The sequence below is a fragment of the Pseudomonas protegens genome, from assembly GCF_003732485.1.
Lineage (GTDB): Bacteria > Pseudomonadota > Gammaproteobacteria > Pseudomonadales > Pseudomonadaceae > Aquipseudomonas > Aquipseudomonas protegens_B.
Genome location: NZ_MOAK01000080.1, coordinates 91076 through 110431, shown reverse-complemented (window position 1 = coordinate 110431; position 19356 = coordinate 91076). Strand labels below are relative to the sequence as shown.

Below are 19356 nucleotides of genomic sequence, written 5' to 3'. Positions count from 1 at the left end.
TGCCCCGGGGAGCCGTCCCCGAACCGGCGACGGCCTTGTTTGTTGTCGACGCGGAGCGGGTGCAGATCAGTTATCGGGCCCAGCCCCTGAGCCTGACCCGGCACGAATTCCGCCTGTTGCAATGCCTGCTGGAGCAGCCCGAGCGGGTGTTCAGCCGCGAGCAACTGCTGGATGCCCTGGGGGTAGTGGCGGATGTGGGCTATGAGCGCAACATAGACAGCCATATCAAAAGCCTGCGGGCCAAGCTGCGCCTGGTGGCGGCCGCGGCCGAACCGATCCAGACCCATCGCGGCCTGGGCTACAGCTACAGCCCGAGTCACGCCTGATGACTCTGGGTATCCGCATCTTCCTGGTCTACCTGCTGTTCATCAGCCTGACCGGCTATTTCGTGCTGAGCACGGTGATGAAGGAGATCCGCCCCGGCGTGCGCCAGTCCACCGAGGAAACCCTGGTGGACACCGCCAACCTGCTGGCGGAGATCCTGCGGGACGATTTCAAGGCCGGCACCCTCAGCGAAAACCGCTGGCCGCAGCTGCTGCGGGCCTATGGCGAGCGGCAACCGGCGGCGACCATCTGGGGCCTGCCGAAGAATCAGGTCAACCACCGCATCTATGTCACCGACGCCAAGGGCATCGTGGTCCTGGACTCCAGCGGCCTGGCGGTGGGCCAGGATTATTCGCGCTGGAATGACGTGTACCTGACCTTGCGTGGCCAGTACGGCGCGCGTTCGTCGCGCTCGCTGGCCGACGATCCCAACTCTTCGGTGATGCACGTGGGCGCGCCGATCCGTGACAACGGCCAGATCATCGGCGTGGTCACCGTGGCCAAGCCCAACAGTTCCCTGCAGCCCTATGTCGATCGCACCGAACGCCGCCTACTGTGGTACGGCGCCGGGCTGATCGCCATGGGCCTGCTGTTTGGTGCCTTGCTGTCCTGGTGGCTGAGCGCAGCGCTGCGACGCATGACCGCCTACGCCCTGGCGGTCAGCGAAGGCCGTCGTGCCGAGCTGCCGCACTATCGCGGCGGCGAGCTGGAGCAACTGGCGACGGCGGTGGAACACATGCGCACCCAGCTCGAAGGCAAGGCCTATGTGGAGCGCTACGTGCACACCCTGACCCACGAGCTCAAGAGCCCCCTGGCGGCGATTCGCGGCGCGGCGGAGCTGCTGCAAAGCGAGATGTCCCTGGAGCAGCGCCAGCGCTTCGTCGGCAATATCGACAGCGAAAGCGCACGCATGCAGCAGCTGATCGAGCGCCTGTTGAACCTGGCGCAAGTGGAACAGCGTCAGGGCCTGGAAGAACGGATCAGCGTGCCCCTGGCGCCCTTGTGCAAGGAACTGCTCGACAGCCAGCACGGGCGTATCGAAGGCAAGCAGTTGCAGGTGGAATTGGCGGTGCCGGCGGACCTGGCCTGGTCCGGCGAGCCGTTCCTGCTGCGCCAGGCCCTGGGCAATCTGCTGACCAATGCCCTGGACTTCAGTCCCGTGGGCGGCCTGCTGCGTTGTAGCGCGCAACGTGTGGAAGAGGGTGTGGAGCTGGTCCTGTTCAACCAGGGCGAACCGATTCCGGACTACGCCCTGCCGCGCCTGTGCGAGCGTTTCTATTCCCTTCCGCGCCCGGACAGCGGGCGCAAGAGCACGGGCCTGGGGCTGAATTTCGTCGAGGAAGTGGTGCAACTGCATGGCGGCCAGATGCACATTGCAAACGTCCCAGGCGGGGTACAGGTGAGCGTGCGCCTGCCCTGATCAAGCGGATTTGAAGGGGGGATGTGGCGAGGGAGCAAGCGCCCTCGCCACACAGGCCTTGGGGATTCTCCACAGAGTCTCCACATTGCCCCCATAAAACTCCCATGGCCGCGTCCCAGACTCTCCCCCATTCGAACCGGGAGAGACTCATGAACCGTAACTTGACCTTTAAACTCGGGGCCATCGGCCTGCTGATCCTGCTGTTGCTGATCCCGCTGTTGATGATCAGTGGCCTGATCGGCGAGCGGCAGTCCCTGCGCGACGGCGTGCTCGACGATATCGCCCGCAGCTCCAGCACCCAGCAGCAGATCAGCGGCCCGGTGATGGTGGTGGATTACCGCCAGACCGTGCGCACCTGGAAGACCGACGAAAAAACCAAGAAACGCTACCAGGAAACCAGCGAGGAGCAGGGGCGGCTGTTCTTCCTGCCGGAGCATTTCGAGCTGGACGGCAAGGCCCAGACCGAGCTGCGGGCCCGGGGCATCTATGAAGCGCGGCTGTTCCATGCCGACAACCACATCAGTGGCCACTTTGTGGTTCCCGAGCAGTACGGCATCAAGGAAAACTTCGCCGACTACCAGTTCGACCAGCCATTCCTGGCGGTGGGCATCAGTGACATCCGCGGTATCGAAAACGCCCTGCAACTGCAGCTCAATGGCCAGACCCTGGACTTCGCCCCGGGCACCTTCGTCAGTTGGCTGGATGAAGGCGTGCACGTGATGCTGCCGCCCCTGGACTTGAAGAAAGGCACCCGCCTGGACTTCGCCTTCGACCTGCGCCTGCAGGGCACCGGGCAGTTGCAGGTGCTACCGGTGGGCAAGACCAGCAAGGTGCTGCTGACGGCCAACTGGCCTCACCCAAGCTTTGTCGGCAACTACCTGCCGGTGCAGCGGGAAGTTACCGAGCAGGGCTTTTCGGCGCTCTGGCAGACCTCGTTCTTCTCCACCAACCTGCAGCAGGCCCTGGATCGTTGCGCGATCACCAGTGAGTGTCGCGACTTCAACGGCCGCAGTTTTGGCGTGAGCTTCATCGACCCGGTGGACCAGTACCTGAAAAGCGATCGGGCGATCAAATATGCGCTGCTGTTCATCGGCCTGACCTTTGCCGGGTTCTTCCTCTTCGAGGTGCTCAAGAGCCTGTCGGTCCACCCGATCCAATACGGCCTGGTGGGCGTGGCCCTGGCGTTCTTCTACCTGTTGCTGCTGTCGCTGTCCGAGCACTTGGGCTTCGAACTGGCGTATGGCCTGTCGGCGGCGGCCTGTGTCGGCCTGATCGGTTTCTATGTCAGTTATGTGTTGCACAGCTGGCGCAATGGCGCGGCCTTTGCGGCGGGGCTGGCGGCCTTGTATGGCTTGCTCTATGGCTTGCTCAGCGCTGAGGACTACGCGCTGCTGATGGGTTCGCTGCTGCTGTTTGGTCTGTTGGGCGTGTTCATGGTGCTGACTCGCAAGCTGGACTGGTATGGCATTGGCTTGCGCAAGGAGCCGGCACCCTTGCAGTTCGATCTGGAGGTGGTGCGTGAGTAGGTCGCTGGGATTGCGCGAGGATCAGCGTCTGCGGGAAAGCCTGACGCTGCGCATTGGCGAGTCGTTTCCGCTGGAGGCGTGGTGGCTGGTGCGCCAGCAAGCCACGCCCCGTGCTGTAGGAGCCGGCTTGCCGGCGAAAAGGCCCGACCGCCTGACCGACTAGTGCGGCGGCCGGGTATCGAGCATCGACGGCCGCTGACTGACCTCGAAGTACCAGGCTGCGAGCCCGGGCTGTTGCTGGCGCCACTCCAGGTCCGGATGGCGGAAGTCCAGGTAAGCCAAGGCACAGGCGACGCTGATGGCGGCCACGTCGAAGTGGCTGGTCAGCTCGGCCAGCGCCTCGGCCTCAAGCACTGTCAGGGCCCGCCGGATCTTGTCGCGCTGGCCTTCGAGCCACGGCTCCCAGTGGTGTTCCGGTGGTCGCAGGGTCAGCTCGTAACGCACCAGCACGGCGGCCTCCAGGATCCCGTCGGCCAGGGCCGCCAGGGTCAGGCGCCGCCAGCGGGCCGAGCCCTCTCGGGGAATCAGTGGGTTGCCGACGTGTTGCTGGTCCAGGTACTCGAGGATCACCCGACTGTCGTAGAGCACCTGGCCGTTGGCCAGGCGCAGGGCAGGAATCTTGCCCAGGGGGTTGTCCTGGTTCAGCGCGCTGTCCGGGTTTACCGGGGTCAGTTGGCAGGCTTGCAGGGCCACACGGTCGAGCTGCCCGGTTTCGTGCAGCAGCACCATGATTTTGCGTACGTAAGGTGATGCCCGGTTGTGGAACAGCGTCATGCTTGGGGTAGACATGAATATTCCTCGCGGTTGGGAGCGGAGCACAGGCTCGCGGCCCGAGGATCTTAGCGCAGCCTGTGGCACTGGCCACAGGGGCGGCATAAGGGACAGACAAGGAGTGATGAATGCGCAGGTCCTATCTTTTGCACGGGCTGTACAGTCTGGCCCTGACCCTGTTGGGTGGGCTGGCGGTGTACCTGGCCCTGCAATACGAGTTTCGTCGCCATGGCGAGGGTGAGCCCGAGCTGATCATGGCGTTCGCCTACATGGCCTGGTACTGGGCGCTGCCGGCGTTGGCCCTGCCGGCCCTGGGGTGTGGGCTGCTGGGCCTGCGTGGCCCTGAGCCGGTGACCCGGCCCTGGCGCTGGAGCCTGGCGGCGAGCTATGTGCCACTGCTGGGACTGGCGCTGTTTTGCGTGCTGGTCGCGGCTGAGGCGCTGCTGGAAAACCGCGTGTTCATTCCGGTGTTGCTGATCAGCCTGGGGCTGTCGGTGTATCTGTGGCGCGGTTTCCCCTCGGCTGCCGTCAAGCCGCTCGCCCGCGCCTGAACAAGCCCCGCAGGGCGATCAGCGCCGGCAGGCCGAGGCCGAGCCAGCTCAGGCTGTCCCAGATCCCATCCCCCAGCAGCGCGGCGAACAGGCCACCGGCGCTGAGCAGGGCCAGGGCCAGCGGCACCCTGAAGACTTTCCAGAAGTTCGATTGCCGAGGCTTCATGGGCGCACCTGCGCAACCGACTTCGCAGCACGCCGACGGACAGTCCACAGGTACAGGCCACTGCCCAGGACAATGATGGTCAACCCATCCATGGTCGCCCACAGCACCTTCATCGGCATGCCGCCGTAGTCACCGAAGTGCAGCGGCTGGGACATGCCCATGGCATCCATGTACCAGGGGCGCGTGCCCACGGCGGTGACCTGCAGGGTGCCGGCGTCGATCAGCACCGGGGTCAGCAGGTGCGAAGTCAGGTGGCTGCTGCCCTTGAGGAACACCGCGTAGTGATGTTCGCTGGAGAAGCGCGTACCGGGGAAGGCGATGAAGTCCGGCTGCATGCCTGGAGCGGCATCCCGGGCGATGTCCAGCAGGCGGCTGGCGGGTGCCAGTGAGGTCAGGGGCGGGGCGTCGCGGTAGGGGGCGACCATGGCGTTGAGGCTGTCGTTGCGCCAGGCAGCGATGATCAGGTCGGCGCAGGCGCTGATGACCCCGGTCACCCCCACCACCAGGGCCCAGGTCAGGGTCACCACGCCGATCAGGTTGTGCAGGTCGAGCCAGCGCAGGCGGGTGGATTTGTCCTGGCGCACGGTGGCGAATTTCAAGCGACGCATGAACGGCAGGTAGAGCACGGTGCCGGAGATGATCGCCAGCACGAAGAGGATGCCCATGAAGGCCAGCAGCAGCTTGCCCGGCAGCCCGGCGAACAGGTCCACGTGCAGGCGCAGCATGACCATCATCAGCCCGCCATTGGCCGAAGGCATGGCCACGGCTTCGCCGGTGCGGGCGTCGAGCATGAAGGTGTGGGAGGAATTGGGCTCGGTGCCGGCGGTCTTGGCCATGATCGCCATCACACCGTTGGGCTCGTCTTCGTCCCAGCCGAAGTACTGCATGACCTCCCCCGGACGGTGGGCCTCGGCGGCCTTGACCAGCTGTTGCAGGTCCAGGCGCGGGGTGTCGGCGGGCATCTCCCGCAGCTCGGGGGAATCCCCCAGCAGGTGGTCGATCTCGTGGTGGAAGATCAGCGGCAGGCCGGTGAGCGCCAGCATCAGCAGGAACACCGTGCAGATCAGGCTGGTCCAGGTGTGGATAAAGGACCAGCGGCGGATTGTCTTGCTTTTCATTTCTTAGCCTTCAGACACACCAAGGCCGCCCTTGTCGGACGGCCTGGTTGTTAACTCAGCTGGTTACCATTGATAGGTGGCGCTGGCGACCACGCTACGCTGATCGCCGAAATAGCAGTAGGAACCATCGCAAGTGGAAAGGTAATCCTTGTCGAACAGGTTCGTGGCGTTGAGTTTCAGCGACGCTCCTTTGAGGCTGTTGTCCAGGCGGCCGAGGTCGTAATGCACGGCGGCATCGAACACCGTGTAGGCGTCGGCCTTGCCCAGCCAGGTGTTGGCTTGGTCGCCATAGGTATTGCCGGTGTAGCGGGCGCCCGCACCGATGCCGAAACCATCGAGTACGCCGGAATGCCAGGTGTAGTCAGTCCACAGGGAGGCTTGCTGGTTTGGCATCAGTTGCAAGCGGTTGCCTTTGTAGATGCCTTTTTGCACCTCAGACTTGGCCAGGGTATACGCGGCGATGACCTTGAGGTTTTCGGTTACGTCAGACACCGCCTCCAGTTCCAGGCCTTTGACCTTCACTTCGCCGGTCTGGTTGGTGATCGATTCGCCACCGGCGCCAATGCTGGTCACCAGGACATTTTTCTGTGTCAGGTCGTAGACCGCCGCACTCAGCAGAGTGTTCGAACCTGGTGGCTGATATTTGACCCCCAGCTCCCATTGTTTGCCTTCCGTGGGTTTATACGATTCGGTCGGTGAAACGCTGGCGTTGCTCGCTGGCTGGAACGATTCGGCGTAGGAGATGTACGGCACAACACCCGAGTCGAACACATAGCTCAGCGCCGCATTGCCACTGAAGTTCTTGCTGCGATCAGTGTTGGTCACGTCTTTCTTGTTGAGGTAGGTGGTGCCTTGGTGCACCCAGTCCTCACGGCCACCCAGGGTCAGGCGCCAGTTGTCCAGGGCCATCTGGTCCTGGACGTAGAGGCCGGTCTGAATGGTCTTCTGGTCGTAGTCGTAATAAGCGTCAGCGCGCGACGGACGAACAATCGGCTGGCCATAGACCGGGTTGAAGATATTGGTCGTTCCCCCGTTACCGTAGATCGACAGGTAGGAGGTGTCGGTACGTTGGTGATCCAGGCCAAGCAGCACGGTGTGGGTAATGTCGCCTGTGGTGAAGTCCGCTTGGAAGTTGTTGTCGACCGCGAACTGGCCGATGTCTTCGTTGACGTTGGTCGAGGTACGGCTGATGTTGCCCGCCGCATCAGCCGGGGAGTAGGCATAGGAACCCACGGTCAACTGTTGGAAGGACAGCTCCGATTTGGTGTAGCGCAGGTTCTGACGGAACTGCCAGACATCGTTGAAGCGGTGCTCGAAGGCGTAGCCCAGCGCGTAGTAGGTCCGATCGTAGAACTCGTAGTCCGGGTCACCCAGGTTCTTGTGATGGGAGACGTCGCCCAGTGGCGACTTGATCTTGGTGCCCTGGATCGGCATGAACTGGCTGGTGGCACCGGTATCGTCGCGGGTGAACTGCGTGAGCAGGGTCAGCTTGGTATCGGTATCGATGTTCCAAGTCAGACTGGGGGCTATGTTGTAGCGCTTGTTGTCGATGTGGTCGACCTGGGTGCCGGCATCGCGCACGACACCGCTGAGCCCATAGAGAAACTGGCCTTCATCGTCGATCTTGCCGGTGCTGGCGAAGTTGATCTGGCGGTAGTTGTCACTGCCGTACTGAATCTGCACGGCATGGCTGGTGTCTGCGCTGGGGCGCCGGCTGACCATATCCAGCAGACCGCCCGGCGGTGTCTGGCCATACACCGAGGACGCAGGGCCGCGCAGCAGGGCAAGGCGGTCGAGGTTCCAGGTTTCCGCTTTCGGGTTGGCATACACACCGCGGGGCAGGGGCAAGCCGTCGAGGAATTGTGTGGGTTCGAAACCACGTACACGCATCCAGTCATAGCGGGTGTCGCTGCCGTAGCTGGCAGAAACAATCCCGGGCATGTAACGCACGGCATCGTCGAGGTTCTGGACGTTGCGGTCTTCCATCTGCTGGCGGGTAGCGACGGAAATCGAGCGCGGAGCTTCAACCAGCGAGGTGTCGGTCTTGGTGCCGGCGGCGGTACGTGTGGCGAGGTAACCGTCGACCGGGCCCCAGGCACTCTCGCCAGCCAGCTGGCCAGTGATATTGGTTTGCGGCAAGGCCACCACGCCTTCAGGCGTCGCCACCAGGCTGTAGCTGCCGGCGCTGCTGTGCTCCAGCTGCAGGCCGGTGCCGCGCAGGGCTTCACGCAGGGCGCCCGGTGCATCGAACTGGCCCTTGACCGGGGCCGAAGTCTTGCCCGCCGCCAGGGACGGATTCAGGCTCAGGGCCAGGCCGGCCTGGCTGGCGATCTGGTTCAGGGTGCTGGCCAGCGGTGCGGCCGGCAGGTTGTAGGCGCGCACGCTGGTGGACTGGTCGGCAGCCATCAGCGCCGGGCTGGCCAAGGGGGCGCAGAGGGCAATGGCAACGGCCAAGAGACTGGGGCGCAACAGGGTGTCTAGCGGGCGGGACATACGGCGGCTCCTGAATGGAAATGTTTCGCAATTGCCTAGGTGCCGGACGAGATTGGAAAAGTGATAGGGCGGATTGAAAATAATTTAGATTTAGATTGATTGAGGGTAATTCGCTGGCAAGCCAGCTCCTACGGGATCGGTGTAGGAGCCAGCTTGCTGGCGAAGGCCGCGCCACCGATCTCAGCGTTTGGCGTCGGCCTTGGCCACCACCGTCACCCACCAGGCGGTGTGCCGCTCGATCTTCACGGGCAGGGTCGGCAGCAGGGCATTGAGTGCCAGGTCGGTGTCCTGCAACGGGAAACTGCCGGTGATCCGCAGGTTGGCCACTTCCGGGGCCACACCCAGGTGACCACGGCGATAACGGCCCAGTTCATCGATCAGGTCACCGAGCCGGGCGTTGTCCACCACCAGCATGCCCCGGGTCCAGGCATCGGCGCCCAGGTTCAGGGCCTGCAGCGGGCCTAGGCCGTCATGGCGCATCAGCACTTGCTGGCCTTCCTTGAACACCTGCTCGTCCTGGCCGGCTTCCGGCCGTGCCGCCACCGCCGATTGCAGCACCCCGAGGCGGGTGCCCTGGTCTTCACGCTTGACCAGGAACCGTGTGCCCAGGGCGCGCATTCGGCCGTCGCGGGTTTCGACGATGAACGGCCGACTGTCGTTGTGCCCGGTCTCGATCAGGATCTCGCCTTCCTGAAGCACGATCCGACGCTGCTTCTCATCGAAGCGCACATCCAGCGCACTGTGGGTATTGAGGTTGATCACCGTGCCGTCCGTCAGGCGCAGGGTGCGTTGCTCGCCGGTGGCGGTGCGCTGGTCGGCCAGCCAGTAGTCCACAGGCAGGTAGCGTTCGGTGGCAAACAGCGCCAGCCCTGCCACCAGCACCACGCTGGCGACCCCGCGTCCAAGCTTGCGCACCCGCCGGCGCAAGCCTTCGCGAGATTGCAGCAAGACATTGCGGGCCGGGCCGGCCGCTACGCTGAAGCGCTGGTCGAGCATGCCCAACTGGCGCCAGGCCCGGGCGTGTTCTTCATGGGCGGCATGCCACTTGGCGAACTCTTCGCGTTCCAGCGCACTGCCGCCGCCGTCCAGGGACAGCTGCCAGGCGATGGCGGCATCCAGCACCTGGGCCGACACCGGCTTGGAACTCATGGGAGTCATACCGGCTCTCCGTACAGGGCGATGTAGCACTGGCGGATGCCCTGGGCCAGGTATTGGCGTACCCGTGGCACCGAGACCCCGAGGCGTTCGGCGATCTCGGCGTGGCTCAGGCCGTCGAGGCGGTTATAGAGGAAGGCCATGCGCGCCTTGCTGGAGAGTTTGCCCAACAGGCGGTCGATGGCCTTGAGGTCTTCGAGGATCATCTGCTGTTGCTCCGGCGAGGGCTGCTCGCCCTCGGGAATCAGCATCAGTTCGCTGAGGTAGGCCTGTTCCAGGGCGGCGCGGCGGAAGTAGTCGAACAGCAGGCCCTTGGCGATGGCCACCAGAAAGGCCCTGGGTTCCCGTGGAGCCTTGAGTTCGTCGCGGCCCAGCAGGCGCACGAAGGTGTCCTGGCTCAGGTCCTCGGCCCGTTGGGCGCAGGCAACGTTGCGCCGCAGCCAGGCCAATAGCCAACTGCGATGGTCGCGATACAACGCACCAACCAGCTCATTGTGGGGGCTTTGGACTGACGACAATGGGGCTCACCAATCGAGAAGTTTAAAATAACGAGAATTATTCGCGATTGTCGCAGAGGCGAAACAGTGGCGCAATTGACGCTGGTCGGCTTCGTTGGTGCTGAAGATGGCCGGTGCCGAAGACCTGCGTCGCAAGAGGGCGCCGTTGTGGCGAGGGAGCAAGCTCCCTCGCCACAGTGATCTGCACCGTCGTGGTGGATCAGAAAGAATGTGCCTGCTGGCGGCGTTTCCATTGGCCGAGGCGCTGTTGCAGGTTCAGCGGGCTGTGAATCTGTTGCTGGCGGGCGCGGCTGAACAGGATCAGCGCCAACTCTGCCGTGGCCAGGGCGTCGGCCGCTGCGTGGTGACGCTCGGCCACTTGCAGCTTGAACCCGTTGATCCAGTCATCCAGGCCGGCCTCACGGACAGCGGCCTGGGGGCAGAGCATGGGGGCCATGTCCGCCACATCGAGGAAGCCATGCTGCAGGCGGTAGCCCAGGCTGTCCTTCAGTGCCCGACCGAGCATGTGCTGGTCGAAGGGGGCGTGAAACGCCAGGAGCGGGCTGTCGCCGACGAACTCCATGAAGTCCAGCAGGGCCTCCACCGGATCGCAGCCGGCGGCGATGGCGCTGGGCCCCAGGCCATGGATCAGCACGCTGGGGCTGAGCTTGTGGCCTTCGCGCTGCAGGGTGCGCTCGAACTGCTGGCTGAAGTCGATGGCGCCGTCCTCGATCACCACGGCGCCGATGGACAGCACCTGATCGCGGTTGAGGTTGAGGCCGGTGGTTTCCAGGTCCACCACCACCCAGCGTTGCTCCCGCAGGCTGCACTCGCCCAGCTCGGTGAACGCGGGCAGGCGGTCGCGGCGTTGTTGCTGTTCGGCAGTCAGGACGCTGACGGCTGGGCGGAACCAGGCAAACAGGCTCATAGCTGATAGCTCATAACTGATACCGCAGGGCCAGACTGCTTTGCAGGCGCTGGGCCTGGCGCAGGGACTCACGCAGGATGCGTCGGTCCAGGTGATTGAGGCTGTCCGGGTCGACCCGATTGGAATAGGGCTGGTTCTCCCGGGTCTGGCGTTGATGCTGTTGCATGCGGGTCTGCTGGATGAAGTGATAGGCCTCTTCGTACGCTGCGCCGTCCAGGGGCTCGATGACTTGCCTGGACACCAGTTGACGCAAGCGCTCCAGGGTATTGATTGCCCCTATGCCGTTGGCCAGGGCCAGCAGCCGGGCGCCATCGACGAAGGGGGTGAGGCCCTGGACCTTGAGGTCGAGGGTGGCTTTTTCACCGTTCTTCCTGGCCAGGACGAATTCGCGGAAGCGTCCCACCGGTGGCCGCTGGCGCAGGGCGTTTTCCGCCAGCATGCGCTGGAACAGGCGGTTGTCGCCGACTTGGTCGAGGATGGCCCGGCGCAGTTGCTCGGCGCCTTGTTCATCGCCCCAGACCACCCGCAGGTCGAAATAGATGCTCGAACCCAGCAGGTTTTCCGGCGTTGCCTCGCGGATGAAGGCGGCAAAGCGTCGGGCCCATTCGGCACGTGACAGGCACAGCTCGGGATTGCCGGCCATGATGTTGCCCTTGCACAGGGTGAAGCCGCACAGGGCCAGGCTCTGGTTGATCTGTTGGGCAATGGGCAGCAGCTTGCCGCGAATTTCCGCGGCGTGGGCCGCGTCCCGGGCCTCGAACAGGATGCCGTTATCCTGGTCGGTGTGCAGGGTCTGTTCGCGCCGGCCTTCGCTGCCGAAACACAACCAGCTGAAGGGCACGCCCGGGTCGCCCTTGTCCGCCAGGGTCAACTCGATCACCCGGCATACGGTGTGATCGTTGAGCAGGGTGATGATGTGGGTGATCTGGGTCGACGACGCACCATGGGCCAGCATGCGCTCCACCAACTGGCAGATCTCGCCTCGCAGCGCCACCAGGTGTTCCACCCTGGGAGCATTGCGGATGGTGCGCGCCAGGTGCACCAGATCGACCCGTTGCAGGGAAAACAGGTCGCGCTCGGAGACAACGCCGCACAGGCGCTGGTCTTTCACCAGGCAGACGTGGGCGATATGGCGCTCGGTCATGGCGATGGCGGCGTCGAAGGCACTGTGGTCCGGGCTGAGGAAGAAGGGGGCCTGGGTCATGTGCTGTTCGATGGGCTGGTTGAGGTCCTGGGTGCAGTCGGCGACTACCTGACGCAGGTCCCTCAGGGTGAAGATCCCCAGGGGCGCCTTGTGCTCGTCCACGACCACGATGCTGCCGACCTGTTGCTCGTGCATCAGTGCCACGGCCTCACGCAGGGGCATCTGGGGGGAGCAGGCGACCGGGTGACGCATGGCCAGATCGCCCAGGCGGGTGTTCAGCGAGTATTGGGTGCCGAGGGTTTCCACGGCCTTTTGCTTGACCTGCTGATTGACCTGATCCAGCAGGCTGCTGACCCCGCGCAGGGCGAAGTCGCGGAACTCGGCGGACAAGGCGAAGAGCTTGATGAAAGCGCTCTTGTTCAGTTGCAGGCAGAAGGTGTCTTCGGCGGCCCGGTGTTCGGTGCGGGTGGCGCGTTCGCCCAGCAACGCGGCCAGGGGGAAGCATTCGCCGGTGGTGATCTCGAAGGTGGTTTCGGTGCTGCCCTTGGCGGCATGGGTGCGCTCGCCCACCACGCGGCCCTGCTTGACGATGTAGAAGTGCTCAACCGGGCCGTCGGCAGGCTTGATGATGCTGTCGCCGGGGCCGTAGAAGCGCAACTGGCATTGTTCCACCAGATAGGCCAGGTGGAGGTTTTCCATCTGGTTGAAGGGCGGGAACCGCTGCAGGAACTGCACGGTCCCCTGGATGTTCTGCAACACCGCGGTCTTCCCTGCCTGGATGAAGGCGTCCGCTTTACTCATAACGATTACCGCAGTCTTTTTGGATTTGTTGTGGTCGGATCACGGCAATGGTCGGACTCCCAGCGCGAGGTGCCCATTGGACGTAAGTCTAGGTAGCGGCCGCAGCCCGGACATTTGGCTTTGAGCGGTGTGTAATCGATGCGAAAAAGCTCTGATCAAGGCTCTTGGCAATTTTTCCGACGAAGTGCACATTGGAGGCCTGCTTAGCGATGTCTGACCACTGTGCTAGGGGATTGATCTGTTCATGTAGAGAAATGTATGCCCGACCACGATATTTTGAGTGACGCCGAGCGCGAGGCGCTGAGTGCGGTCATGCTGGAGCCGGATCTGCCGGCCCAGCGGGTGTTGATCGCCGATGACGACAAGGATGCACGGGAACTGCTCGCGGAAATTCTTGGCCTGGATGGTATCCGTTGCATCACGGCTGCCAGCGGCAAGGCCGCCCTCGAATTACTTGAATCGAACAAATCCATCGGTCTGCTGATCACTGACCTGCGCATGGCTCCCTGCAGCGGTCTTGACCTGATCCGCCAGGTGCGGGAATCGGAGCGGGCGGCGCTGCCGATCATCATCATTTCCGGTGACGCCGATGTGCGCGACGCCATTGCTGCCATGCACTTGAGCGTTGTGGACTTCCTGCTCAAGCCCATCGACACTGGCAAGTTGCTGGCCCTGGTCAAACACGAACTGGGCGTGGTGTTGTAGCCGTCCCTCGGCATGCGGCACAAAAAAAGCCCCGGTCACAGGACCGGGGCTTTTTCGTTGGCGTTGCTGCGAGGTGTTACAGGCCGTTCTTGGCCTTGAACTCGCGACGACGACGGTGCAGTACCGGCTCGGTGTAGCCGTTAGGCTGCTTGGTGCCTTCGATCACCAGCTCCAGGGCGGCCTGGAAGGCGATGTTGCTGTCGAAGTCCGGAGCCAGAGGACGGTACAGCGCGTCGCCGGCGTTCTGCCGGTCAACCACTGGGGCCATGCGCTTGAGGCTTTCCAGTACCTGCGCCTGGGTGACCACGCCGTGACGCAGCCAGTTGGCGATGTGCTGGCTGGAGATGCGCAGGGTGGCGCGGTCTTCCATCAGGCCGACATCGTTGATGTCCGGCACTTTCGAGCAACCCACGCCCTGGTCGATCCAGCGCACCACGTAACCGAGAATGCCCTGGGCGTTGTTGTCCAGTTCGTTCTTGATCTGCTCCGCCGACCAGTTGGTGTCGCTGGCCAGTGGGATGGTCAGGATGTCGTCCACCGAAGCGCGGGTGCGCTTGGCCAGTTCGGCCTGGCGGGCGAACACGTCGACCTTGTGGTAGTGCAGCACGTGCAGGGCAGCGGCGGTTGGCGAAGGGACCCAGGCGGTGTTGGCGCCGGCGAGCGGGTGGGCGATCTTCTGCTCGAGCATGGCAGCCATCAGGTCCGGCATGGCCCACATGCCCTTGCCGATCTGCGCGCGGCCTTGCAGGCCGGTGGACAGACCGATATCGACGTTCCAGTTCTCGTAGGCGCCGATCCATTTTTCGGCCTTCATGTCGGCCTTGCGCACCATGGCGCCGGCTTCCATGGAGGTGTGGATCTCGTCGCCGGTGCGGTCGAGGAAGCCGGTGTTGATGAACACCACGCGCTCGCTGGCCGCCTTGATGCAGGCCTTGAGGTTGACCGTGGTGCGGCGCTCCTCGTCCATGATCCCGACTTTCAGGGTATTGCGCGGCAGGTTCAGCACCTCTTCGATGCGGCCGAACAGTTCATTGGTGAACGCCGCTTCTTCAGGGCCGTGCATCTTCGGCTTGACGATGTATACCGAGCCGGTGCGGCTGTTCTTGCGCGATGTGTTGCCATTGAGGTTGTGGATCGCCGCCAGGCTGGTGACCAGGCCGTCGAGGATGCCTTCCGGCACTTCGTTGCCATCCTTGTCGAGGATCGCATCGATGGTCATCAGGTGGCCGACGTTACGCACGAACAGCAGCGAACGACCGTGCAGCTTCACCGGCTCACCGTTGACGCCGGTGTATTCGCGATCGGCGTTCATGGTGCGGGTGAAGGACTTGCCGCCCTTGGCCACTTCTTCCGCCAGGTCGCCCTTCATCAGGCCGAGCCAGTTGCGGTAGATCACCACCTTGTCATCGGCGTCGACGGCGGCGACCGAGTCTTCGCAGTCCATGATGGTGGTCAGGGCCGCTTCCATCAGCAGGTCCTTGACCCCGGCGGCGTCGGTCTGGCCGACCGGGCTGCTGGCGTCGATCTGGATCTCGAAGTGCAGACCGTTGTGCTTGAGCAGGATCGCGGTAGGGGCTGCGGCATCGCCCTGGTAGCCAATCAGTTGGGTATCGTTGCGCAGGCCGCTGTTGCTGCCGCCCTTGAGGGCCACCACCAGCTTGCCGCCGACGATCTTGTAGCTCACGGAGTCCACGTGGGAGCCGGCGGTCAGCGGCGCGGACTCATCGAGGAAGGCGCGGGCAAAGGCGATGACCTTGTCGCCGCGAACCTTGTTGTAGCCTTTGCCTTTCTCCGCGCCATCGGCTTCGCTGATGGCGTCAGTGCCGTACAGGGCGTCGTACAGCGAACCCCAGCGGGCGTTGGAAGCGTTGAGGGCGAAGCGCGCGTTCATCACCGGTACTACCAGCTGCGGGCCGGCCATGTGGGCGATTTCTTCATCGACGTTCTGGGTGGTGGCCTGGAAATCCGCCGCTTCGGGCAGCAGGTAGCCGATGTCTTGCAGGAAGGCTTTGTAGGCCACGGCGTCGTGTGCCTGGCCGGCACGGGACTGGTGCCAGGCATCGATCCGGGCCTGGAAATCATCGCGTTTGGCGAGTAGGGCTTTGTTCTTCGGCGCCAGGTCATGGATGACCTTGTCGGCACCGGCCCAGAATGCGTCGGCGGTGAGGCCGGTACCGGGAATGGCTTCGTTGTTCACGAAGTCGAACAGGACTCTGGCGACCTGCAGGCCACCGACTTGAACGTGTTCAGTCATTGCTTGCCTCACTCTGCTCAGCTATTTCGCTTTTCAGCTCTTCAAATTAACAATGAAGCCGGCGGCCATTTAAAGCACAACCCTGTTCACCAGTACATGCCATTGCTGGCGGCTGGGTGCTTCCAATCAACGGCAGAGCCTTGCTGACGGGCGGTTGCGAGGGTTGCGATCAGGCCTTGGCAGACATCGTTCCAACGTTATGTAGTGCGCGCTGCGGCATACTACATGATGAATTGCGGTTGTGAAAATTAGACTAAATACGTCGTTCCGCGACTCAAGAATGCAGTGCGGTCACGCTGGGGAACGCGATGTTCTCAAAAAGCCGGTGGATTGTTCCATATAAATACAAAAAGTTGTACACGATTTATGTTTTGCTCTACGCACCCTCGTAGGAGCCGGCTTGCCGGCGAAAGGGCCTTCGGGGTTTGCGTCGGCCTTGCGGGCGCTTTCGCTGGCAAGCCAGCTCCTACACAAGCTGCTGCGATGTGGGCTAGAAGGCGCGGGGAGTGAGGCTGCCTATAATTGCTCTTTCATCATGAAAAGAGGGCTGCGCCATGGACCATCTCGTTCTCACGGTATTTGCCCCGGACAAGGCCGGACAGGTCGAGCGGATTGCCCAGTGCATCGCCGAGCACGGGGGCAACTGGCTGGAAAGCCGTCTGTCGCGCATGGCGGGGCAGTTCGCCGGCATCTTGCGGGTCGGGGTTCCGGCCGAGGCCTACGATGAGCTGGTGGATGCCCTGCAGGGGCTTTCGGCCCAGGGCATCCGGGTATTGATCGCCGAAAGTGGCATCGAGCAGTCCTGCACCTGGAAACCCATCGCCATGGAGCTGGTGGGCAATGATCGCCCGGGAATCGTCCGGGATATCACGCGCTTGCTGACGGAGCAGGGGGTCAACCTCGAACGGCTGGTGACCGAGGTGCGCCCGGCGCCCATGAGCAGCGAGCCGTTGTTTCATGCCGAGGCGATTCTGGCGGTGCCCCTGACCTTGTCCCTGGATGTGTTGCAGTCGCGCCTGGAAACCCTGGCCGACGATCTGATGGTGGAGTTGGTGCTGCGCAGCGAGGTCTGAAACCGGCCCCGCAGGTTATCCCAGTAATCCGTGCATGCGCCTGTGGATAACCTGTAGAGACCCGTCGCCAGCCCAGTCCCGCCGCGGCGTTGCGCGTTCTGATCAAAAAATCAGCAGTTTCAATGGCTTGTGCACAAACGGCGGGGATCAGGTTGTGGATAACCTTGGGAAGAACCGCTGTAGGTCACGAATGGCGTGGCCTGCAGGGCTTTGTACGTTTATTGATCAGCGACGGCCGCGAAGGCTGAGCCAGGCATCGACGCTGTACACCGCCAGGCCGGCCCAGATGAACATGAACGCCAGCAAGGTGCTGGAAGACAGATGTTCGCCAAACAACAGCACCGCTTGCAGTAGCACCAGGGTTGGCGCCAGGTACTGGAGGAAGCCCAGGGTGGTGTAGGGCAAGTCCCGGGCGGCGGCGTTGAAGCATACCAGCGGGATCAGCGTGACCGGGCCGGCGGCTACCAGCCACCAGGCCTGGGAACTGCTCCAGAATTCAGCATGGGCACTGCTGGCGTCGGGATGCAGCAGTAGCCAGCCCAGGGCAATGGGCACCAGCATCCAGGTTTCCACCACCAGGCCGGGCAGGGCCTTGACCGGCGCCTGCTTGCGGATCAGACCATAGAAGCCGAAGCTCAGTGCCAGCATCAGCGAGACCCAGGGCAGGCTGCCGACTTGCCACACTTGCTGGGCCACGCCCACCGCCGCCAGGATCACCGCCAGCCATTGCATGCGCCGCAGGCGTTCGCCAAGAATCAGCATGCCCAGCAGCACGTTGACCAGCGGGTTGATGTAGTAGCCGAGGCTGGCTTCGAGCATGCGCCCGTTGTTCACCGACCAGACGTAGGTCAGCCAGTTGGCGGCGATCAGGGTGCCGCTCAGGGCCAGGATCGCCAGGCGCTTGGGGTTGTCCCGCAGTTCGCGCCACCAGCCGGGGTGTTTCCACACCATCAGCAGCAGGGCGCCGAACAGCGCCGACCAGAGCACCCGGTGGACGATGATTTCCACGGCAGGAACGCTGGCGATGGCTTTGAAATAGAGCGGGAACAGACCCCAGATGATGTACGCGGTCAGACCCAGGATGTACCCGCGGCGCGGGTTGGCGGCTTGCATGCAGAATCCTTGCTTAGGCAGCTAACAAAGACGGGATTGTAAGGACAATTGTCTAGACCTGTCCTGACTTTTGCGCCGCCCGTTGCTGTGGGGAAGGGCTTGTGGGCAATGCGACCTTACGGGCCTCTTCGCTGGCAAGCCAGCTCCTACAGTTGACGTTGTATCAAGGCGGATTCTTGTAGGAGCCGGCTTGCCGGCGAAGGCGATCTCATGGGCCGCTTCGCTGGCAAGCCAGCTCCTACAGGCAGGGTCAGAACAGCTTGAGAGGTTCTTCGTTGAGGGCCGCCAGCTGTTCGCGCAGGGCCAGTATCTGGTCACCCCAGTAACGTTCGCTGCCGAACCAGGGGAAGCTGTGGGGAAAGGCCGGATCGTCCCAGCGTCGTGCCAGCCAGGCGCTGTAGTGCATCAGGCGCAGGGCTCGCAGCGGTTCGATCAGGGCCAGTTCCCGTGGGTCGAAATCATGGAACTCGCTGTAGCCGTCCATCAGCTCGGAGAGCTGGCTGAGGCACTCCTGGCGGTCGCCGGCCAGCATCATCCACAGATCCTGCACCGCCGGACCCATGCGGCAGTCATCCAGGTCGACGATATGGAACATCTCGTCGCGGCACATCATGTTGCCGGGGTGGCAGTCGCCGTGCATGCGGATGTTCTGGTGCGGGGTGACCTGGTAGACCTCTTCCACCCGCTTGAGCAGGTCCCGGGCTACGGACTCGTAGGCCGGCAACAGGCTTTTGGGAATGAAGTTGCCTTGCAGCAGGGTTGCCAGTGAGTCATGACCGAAGTTCTTCACGCCCAGGGCTTCGCGGTGCTCGAAGGAGCGGGTGGCGCCCACGGCGTGCAGGCGACCGAGCAATTGCCCGAGGCGATAGAGCTGATCCAGGTTGCCCGGTTCAGGCGCGCGTCCGCCACGCCGGGGAAACAGGGCGAAGCGAAAGCCCGCGTGCTCGAACAGGCTGGCGCCGTCGTGGACGATCGGTGCGACCACCGGGACATCGCACTCGGCGAGTTCGAAGGTGAAGCGGTGTTCTTCCAGGATCGCTTCGTTGGTCCAGCGCTGGGGGCGGTAGAACTTGGCGATCAGCGGTTCGCCTTCGTCGATGCCGACTTGATAGACGCGATTTTCGTAGCTGTTGAGCGCCAGCACGCGGGCGTCGCTGAGAAAGCCGATGCTTTCAACGGCGTCCAGGACCAGATCGGGGGTCAGTGTTTCAAACGGGTGCGACATGCTTACTCCTGCGCGCAGCAGGCTGCCGCGTCCGGCCAAGCATGGTAACGCAGACGGGGAGCCAGCGGGGGAGGGTTTGCCGGTGGTTCGGC

General features: G+C 63.4%; 18 protein-coding genes. 7 read left to right on the top strand and 11 right to left on the bottom strand.

What is annotated here, in order from left to right; genetic code table 11:
• The 4 genes from BLX41_RS33820 to BLX41_RS33815 all read left to right on the top strand — a co-directional run.
• A partial coding sequence (locus BLX41_RS33820) for a winged helix-turn-helix domain-containing protein (protein WP_221179221.1) occupies positions 1 to 326 on the top strand: 326 nt, incomplete at its 5' end.
• Positions 326 to 1744 (top strand): two-component system sensor histidine kinase CreC, encoded by a 1419-nt coding sequence (gene creC, locus BLX41_RS21705; RefSeq protein WP_123726546.1) that lies wholly within the window; start codon positions 326 to 328, stop codon positions 1742 to 1744. The genes BLX41_RS33820 and creC, both read left to right, overlap by 1 nt.
• Before the next feature lie 149 nt (positions 1745 to 1893).
• A complete protein-coding gene (gene creD / locus BLX41_RS21700) occupies positions 1894 to 3270 on the top strand; it encodes a cell envelope integrity protein CreD (RefSeq protein ID WP_123726545.1) in 1377 nt (458 codons plus the stop codon).
• Positions 3263 to 3433 (top strand): hypothetical protein, encoded by a 171-nt coding sequence (locus BLX41_RS33815; protein WP_185073754.1) that lies wholly within the window; start codon positions 3263 to 3265, stop codon positions 3431 to 3433. The genes creD and BLX41_RS33815 overlap by 8 nt, the downstream gene beginning before the upstream one ends.
• Here BLX41_RS33815 and BLX41_RS21695 read toward each other — a convergent pair.
• Positions 3430 to 4059: a glutathione S-transferase gene (locus BLX41_RS21695; RefSeq protein ID WP_123726544.1), complete on the bottom strand. Its 630-nt coding sequence runs from the start codon at positions 4057 to 4059 to the stop codon at positions 3430 to 3432. The two genes, BLX41_RS33815 and BLX41_RS21695, sit on opposite strands and share 4 nt — an antisense overlap.
• A 110-nt stretch (positions 4060 to 4169) precedes the next feature.
• Here BLX41_RS21695 and BLX41_RS21690 point away from each other — a divergent pair, with 110 nt between their 5' ends.
• On the top strand, positions 4170 to 4592 hold the full coding sequence (locus BLX41_RS21690) for a hypothetical protein (protein WP_123726543.1): 423 nt from the start codon (positions 4170 to 4172) through the stop codon (positions 4590 to 4592).
• On the opposite strand, the gene BLX41_RS21685 is transcribed toward BLX41_RS21690, so the two are convergent.
• The 7 genes from BLX41_RS21685 to BLX41_RS21655 form a co-directional block, all read right to left on the bottom strand.
• Complete coding sequence (locus BLX41_RS21685) at positions 4570 to 4758, bottom strand: hypothetical protein (protein WP_123726542.1); 189 nt, start codon at positions 4756 to 4758, stop codon at positions 4570 to 4572. The two genes, BLX41_RS21690 and BLX41_RS21685, sit on opposite strands and share 23 nt — an antisense overlap.
• Positions 4755 to 5876, bottom strand: coding sequence for a PepSY-associated TM helix domain-containing protein (locus BLX41_RS21680; protein ID WP_123726541.1), 1122 nt, complete (start codon positions 5874 to 5876; stop codon positions 4755 to 4757). Before BLX41_RS21680 ends, BLX41_RS21685 begins: the two co-directional genes overlap by 4 nt.
• A gap of 63 nt (positions 5877 to 5939) precedes the next feature.
• A complete protein-coding gene (locus BLX41_RS21675) occupies positions 5940 to 8369 on the bottom strand; it encodes a TonB-dependent siderophore receptor (protein ID WP_123726540.1) in 2430 nt (809 codons plus the stop codon).
• A 180-nt stretch (positions 8370 to 8549) separates the two neighbouring features.
• Positions 8550 to 9527 (bottom strand): FecR domain-containing protein, encoded by a 978-nt coding sequence (locus BLX41_RS21670; protein WP_123726539.1) that lies wholly within the window; start codon positions 9525 to 9527, stop codon positions 8550 to 8552.
• Positions 9524 to 10042, bottom strand: coding sequence for an RNA polymerase sigma factor (locus tag BLX41_RS21665; RefSeq protein ID WP_123726538.1), 519 nt, complete (start codon positions 10040 to 10042; stop codon positions 9524 to 9526). The genes BLX41_RS21670 and BLX41_RS21665 overlap by 4 nt, the downstream gene beginning before the upstream one ends.
• 199 nt (positions 10043 to 10241) lie before the next feature.
• Positions 10242 to 10949 carry a 3'-5' exonuclease gene (locus tag BLX41_RS21660; RefSeq protein WP_123726537.1) on the bottom strand — a complete coding sequence of 236 codons (708 nt, stop codon included), beginning with the start codon at positions 10947 to 10949 and terminating at the stop codon, positions 10242 to 10244.
• Between the two features lie 10 nt (positions 10950 to 10959).
• Positions 10960 to 12894: a putative nucleotidyltransferase substrate binding domain-containing protein gene (locus BLX41_RS21655; RefSeq protein ID WP_311197570.1), complete on the bottom strand. Its 1935-nt coding sequence runs from the start codon at positions 12892 to 12894 to the stop codon at positions 10960 to 10962.
• 258 nt (positions 12895 to 13152) lie between these two features.
• Between BLX41_RS21655 and BLX41_RS21650 the strand changes: the two genes are divergently transcribed.
• Positions 13153 to 13599 (top strand): response regulator, encoded by a 447-nt coding sequence (locus BLX41_RS21650; RefSeq protein ID WP_123726535.1) that lies wholly within the window; start codon positions 13153 to 13155, stop codon positions 13597 to 13599.
• Positions 13600 to 13675: 76 nt separating this feature from the next.
• Here the strand turns inward: BLX41_RS21650 and BLX41_RS21645 are convergent, their stop codons facing one another.
• Entirely contained in the window at positions 13676 to 15853 is a 2178-nt protein-coding gene (locus BLX41_RS21645; protein ID WP_123726534.1) for a malate synthase G, read from the bottom strand.
• A 554-nt stretch (positions 15854 to 16407) separates the two neighbouring features.
• On the opposite strand from BLX41_RS21645, the gene BLX41_RS21640 reads away from it, so the two are divergent.
• Positions 16408 to 16926 (top strand): glycine cleavage system transcriptional repressor, encoded by a 519-nt coding sequence (locus tag BLX41_RS21640; protein WP_123726533.1) that lies wholly within the window; start codon positions 16408 to 16410, stop codon positions 16924 to 16926.
• A 225-nt stretch (positions 16927 to 17151) separates the two neighbouring features.
• On the opposite strand, the gene rarD is transcribed toward BLX41_RS21640, so the two are convergent.
• Positions 17152 to 18039, bottom strand: a complete 888-nt coding sequence (gene rarD / locus BLX41_RS21635; protein ID WP_123726532.1) for an EamA family transporter RarD — start codon at positions 18037 to 18039, stop codon at positions 17152 to 17154.
• Between the two features lie 250 nt (positions 18040 to 18289).
• Positions 18290 to 19264, bottom strand: a complete 975-nt coding sequence (locus BLX41_RS21625; protein WP_123726530.1) for a serine/threonine protein kinase — start codon at positions 19262 to 19264, stop codon at positions 18290 to 18292.
• Positions 19265 to 19356 lie beyond the last annotated feature (92 nt).

Excerpts from the sequence above, each read along its gene's own strand:
- creC (WP_123726546.1), top strand. The coding sequence starts at position 326 with ATGACTCTGGGTATCCGCATCTTCCTGGTCTACCTGCTGTTCATCAGC.
- creD (WP_123726545.1), top strand. The coding sequence starts at position 1,894 with ATGAACCGTAACTTGACCTTTAAACTCGGGGCCATCGGCCTGCTGATC.
- BLX41_RS21695 (WP_123726544.1), bottom strand. The coding sequence starts at position 4,059 with ATGTCTACCCCAAGCATGACGCTGTTCCACAACCGGGCATCACCTTAC.
- BLX41_RS21690 (WP_123726543.1), top strand. The coding sequence starts at position 4,170 with ATGCGCAGGTCCTATCTTTTGCACGGGCTGTACAGTCTGGCCCTGACC.
- BLX41_RS21685 (WP_123726542.1), bottom strand. The coding sequence starts at position 4,758 with ATGAAGCCTCGGCAATCGAACTTCTGGAAAGTCTTCAGGGTGCCGCTG.
- BLX41_RS21680 (WP_123726541.1), bottom strand. The coding sequence starts at position 5,876 with ATGAAAAGCAAGACAATCCGCCGCTGGTCCTTTATCCACACCTGGACC.
- BLX41_RS21675 (WP_123726540.1), bottom strand. The coding sequence starts at position 8,369 with ATGTCCCGCCCGCTAGACACCCTGTTGCGCCCCAGTCTCTTGGCCGTT.
- BLX41_RS21670 (WP_123726539.1), bottom strand. The coding sequence starts at position 9,527 with ATGACTCCCATGAGTTCCAAGCCGGTGTCGGCCCAGGTGCTGGATGCC.
- BLX41_RS21660 (WP_123726537.1), bottom strand. The coding sequence starts at position 10,949 with ATGAGCCTGTTTGCCTGGTTCCGCCCAGCCGTCAGCGTCCTGACTGCC.
- BLX41_RS21655 (WP_311197570.1), bottom strand. The coding sequence starts at position 12,894 with ATGAGTAAAGCGGACGCCTTCATCCAGGCAGGGAAGACCGCGGTGTTG.
- BLX41_RS21650 (WP_123726535.1), top strand. The coding sequence starts at position 13,153 with ATGCCCGACCACGATATTTTGAGTGACGCCGAGCGCGAGGCGCTGAGT.
- BLX41_RS21645 (WP_123726534.1), bottom strand. The coding sequence starts at position 15,853 with ATGACTGAACACGTTCAAGTCGGTGGCCTGCAGGTCGCCAGAGTCCTG.
- BLX41_RS21640 (WP_123726533.1), top strand. The coding sequence starts at position 16,408 with ATGGACCATCTCGTTCTCACGGTATTTGCCCCGGACAAGGCCGGACAG.
- rarD (WP_123726532.1), bottom strand. The coding sequence starts at position 18,039 with ATGCAAGCCGCCAACCCGCGCCGCGGGTACATCCTGGGTCTGACCGCG.
- BLX41_RS21625 (WP_123726530.1), bottom strand. The coding sequence starts at position 19,264 with ATGTCGCACCCGTTTGAAACACTGACCCCCGATCTGGTCCTGGACGCC.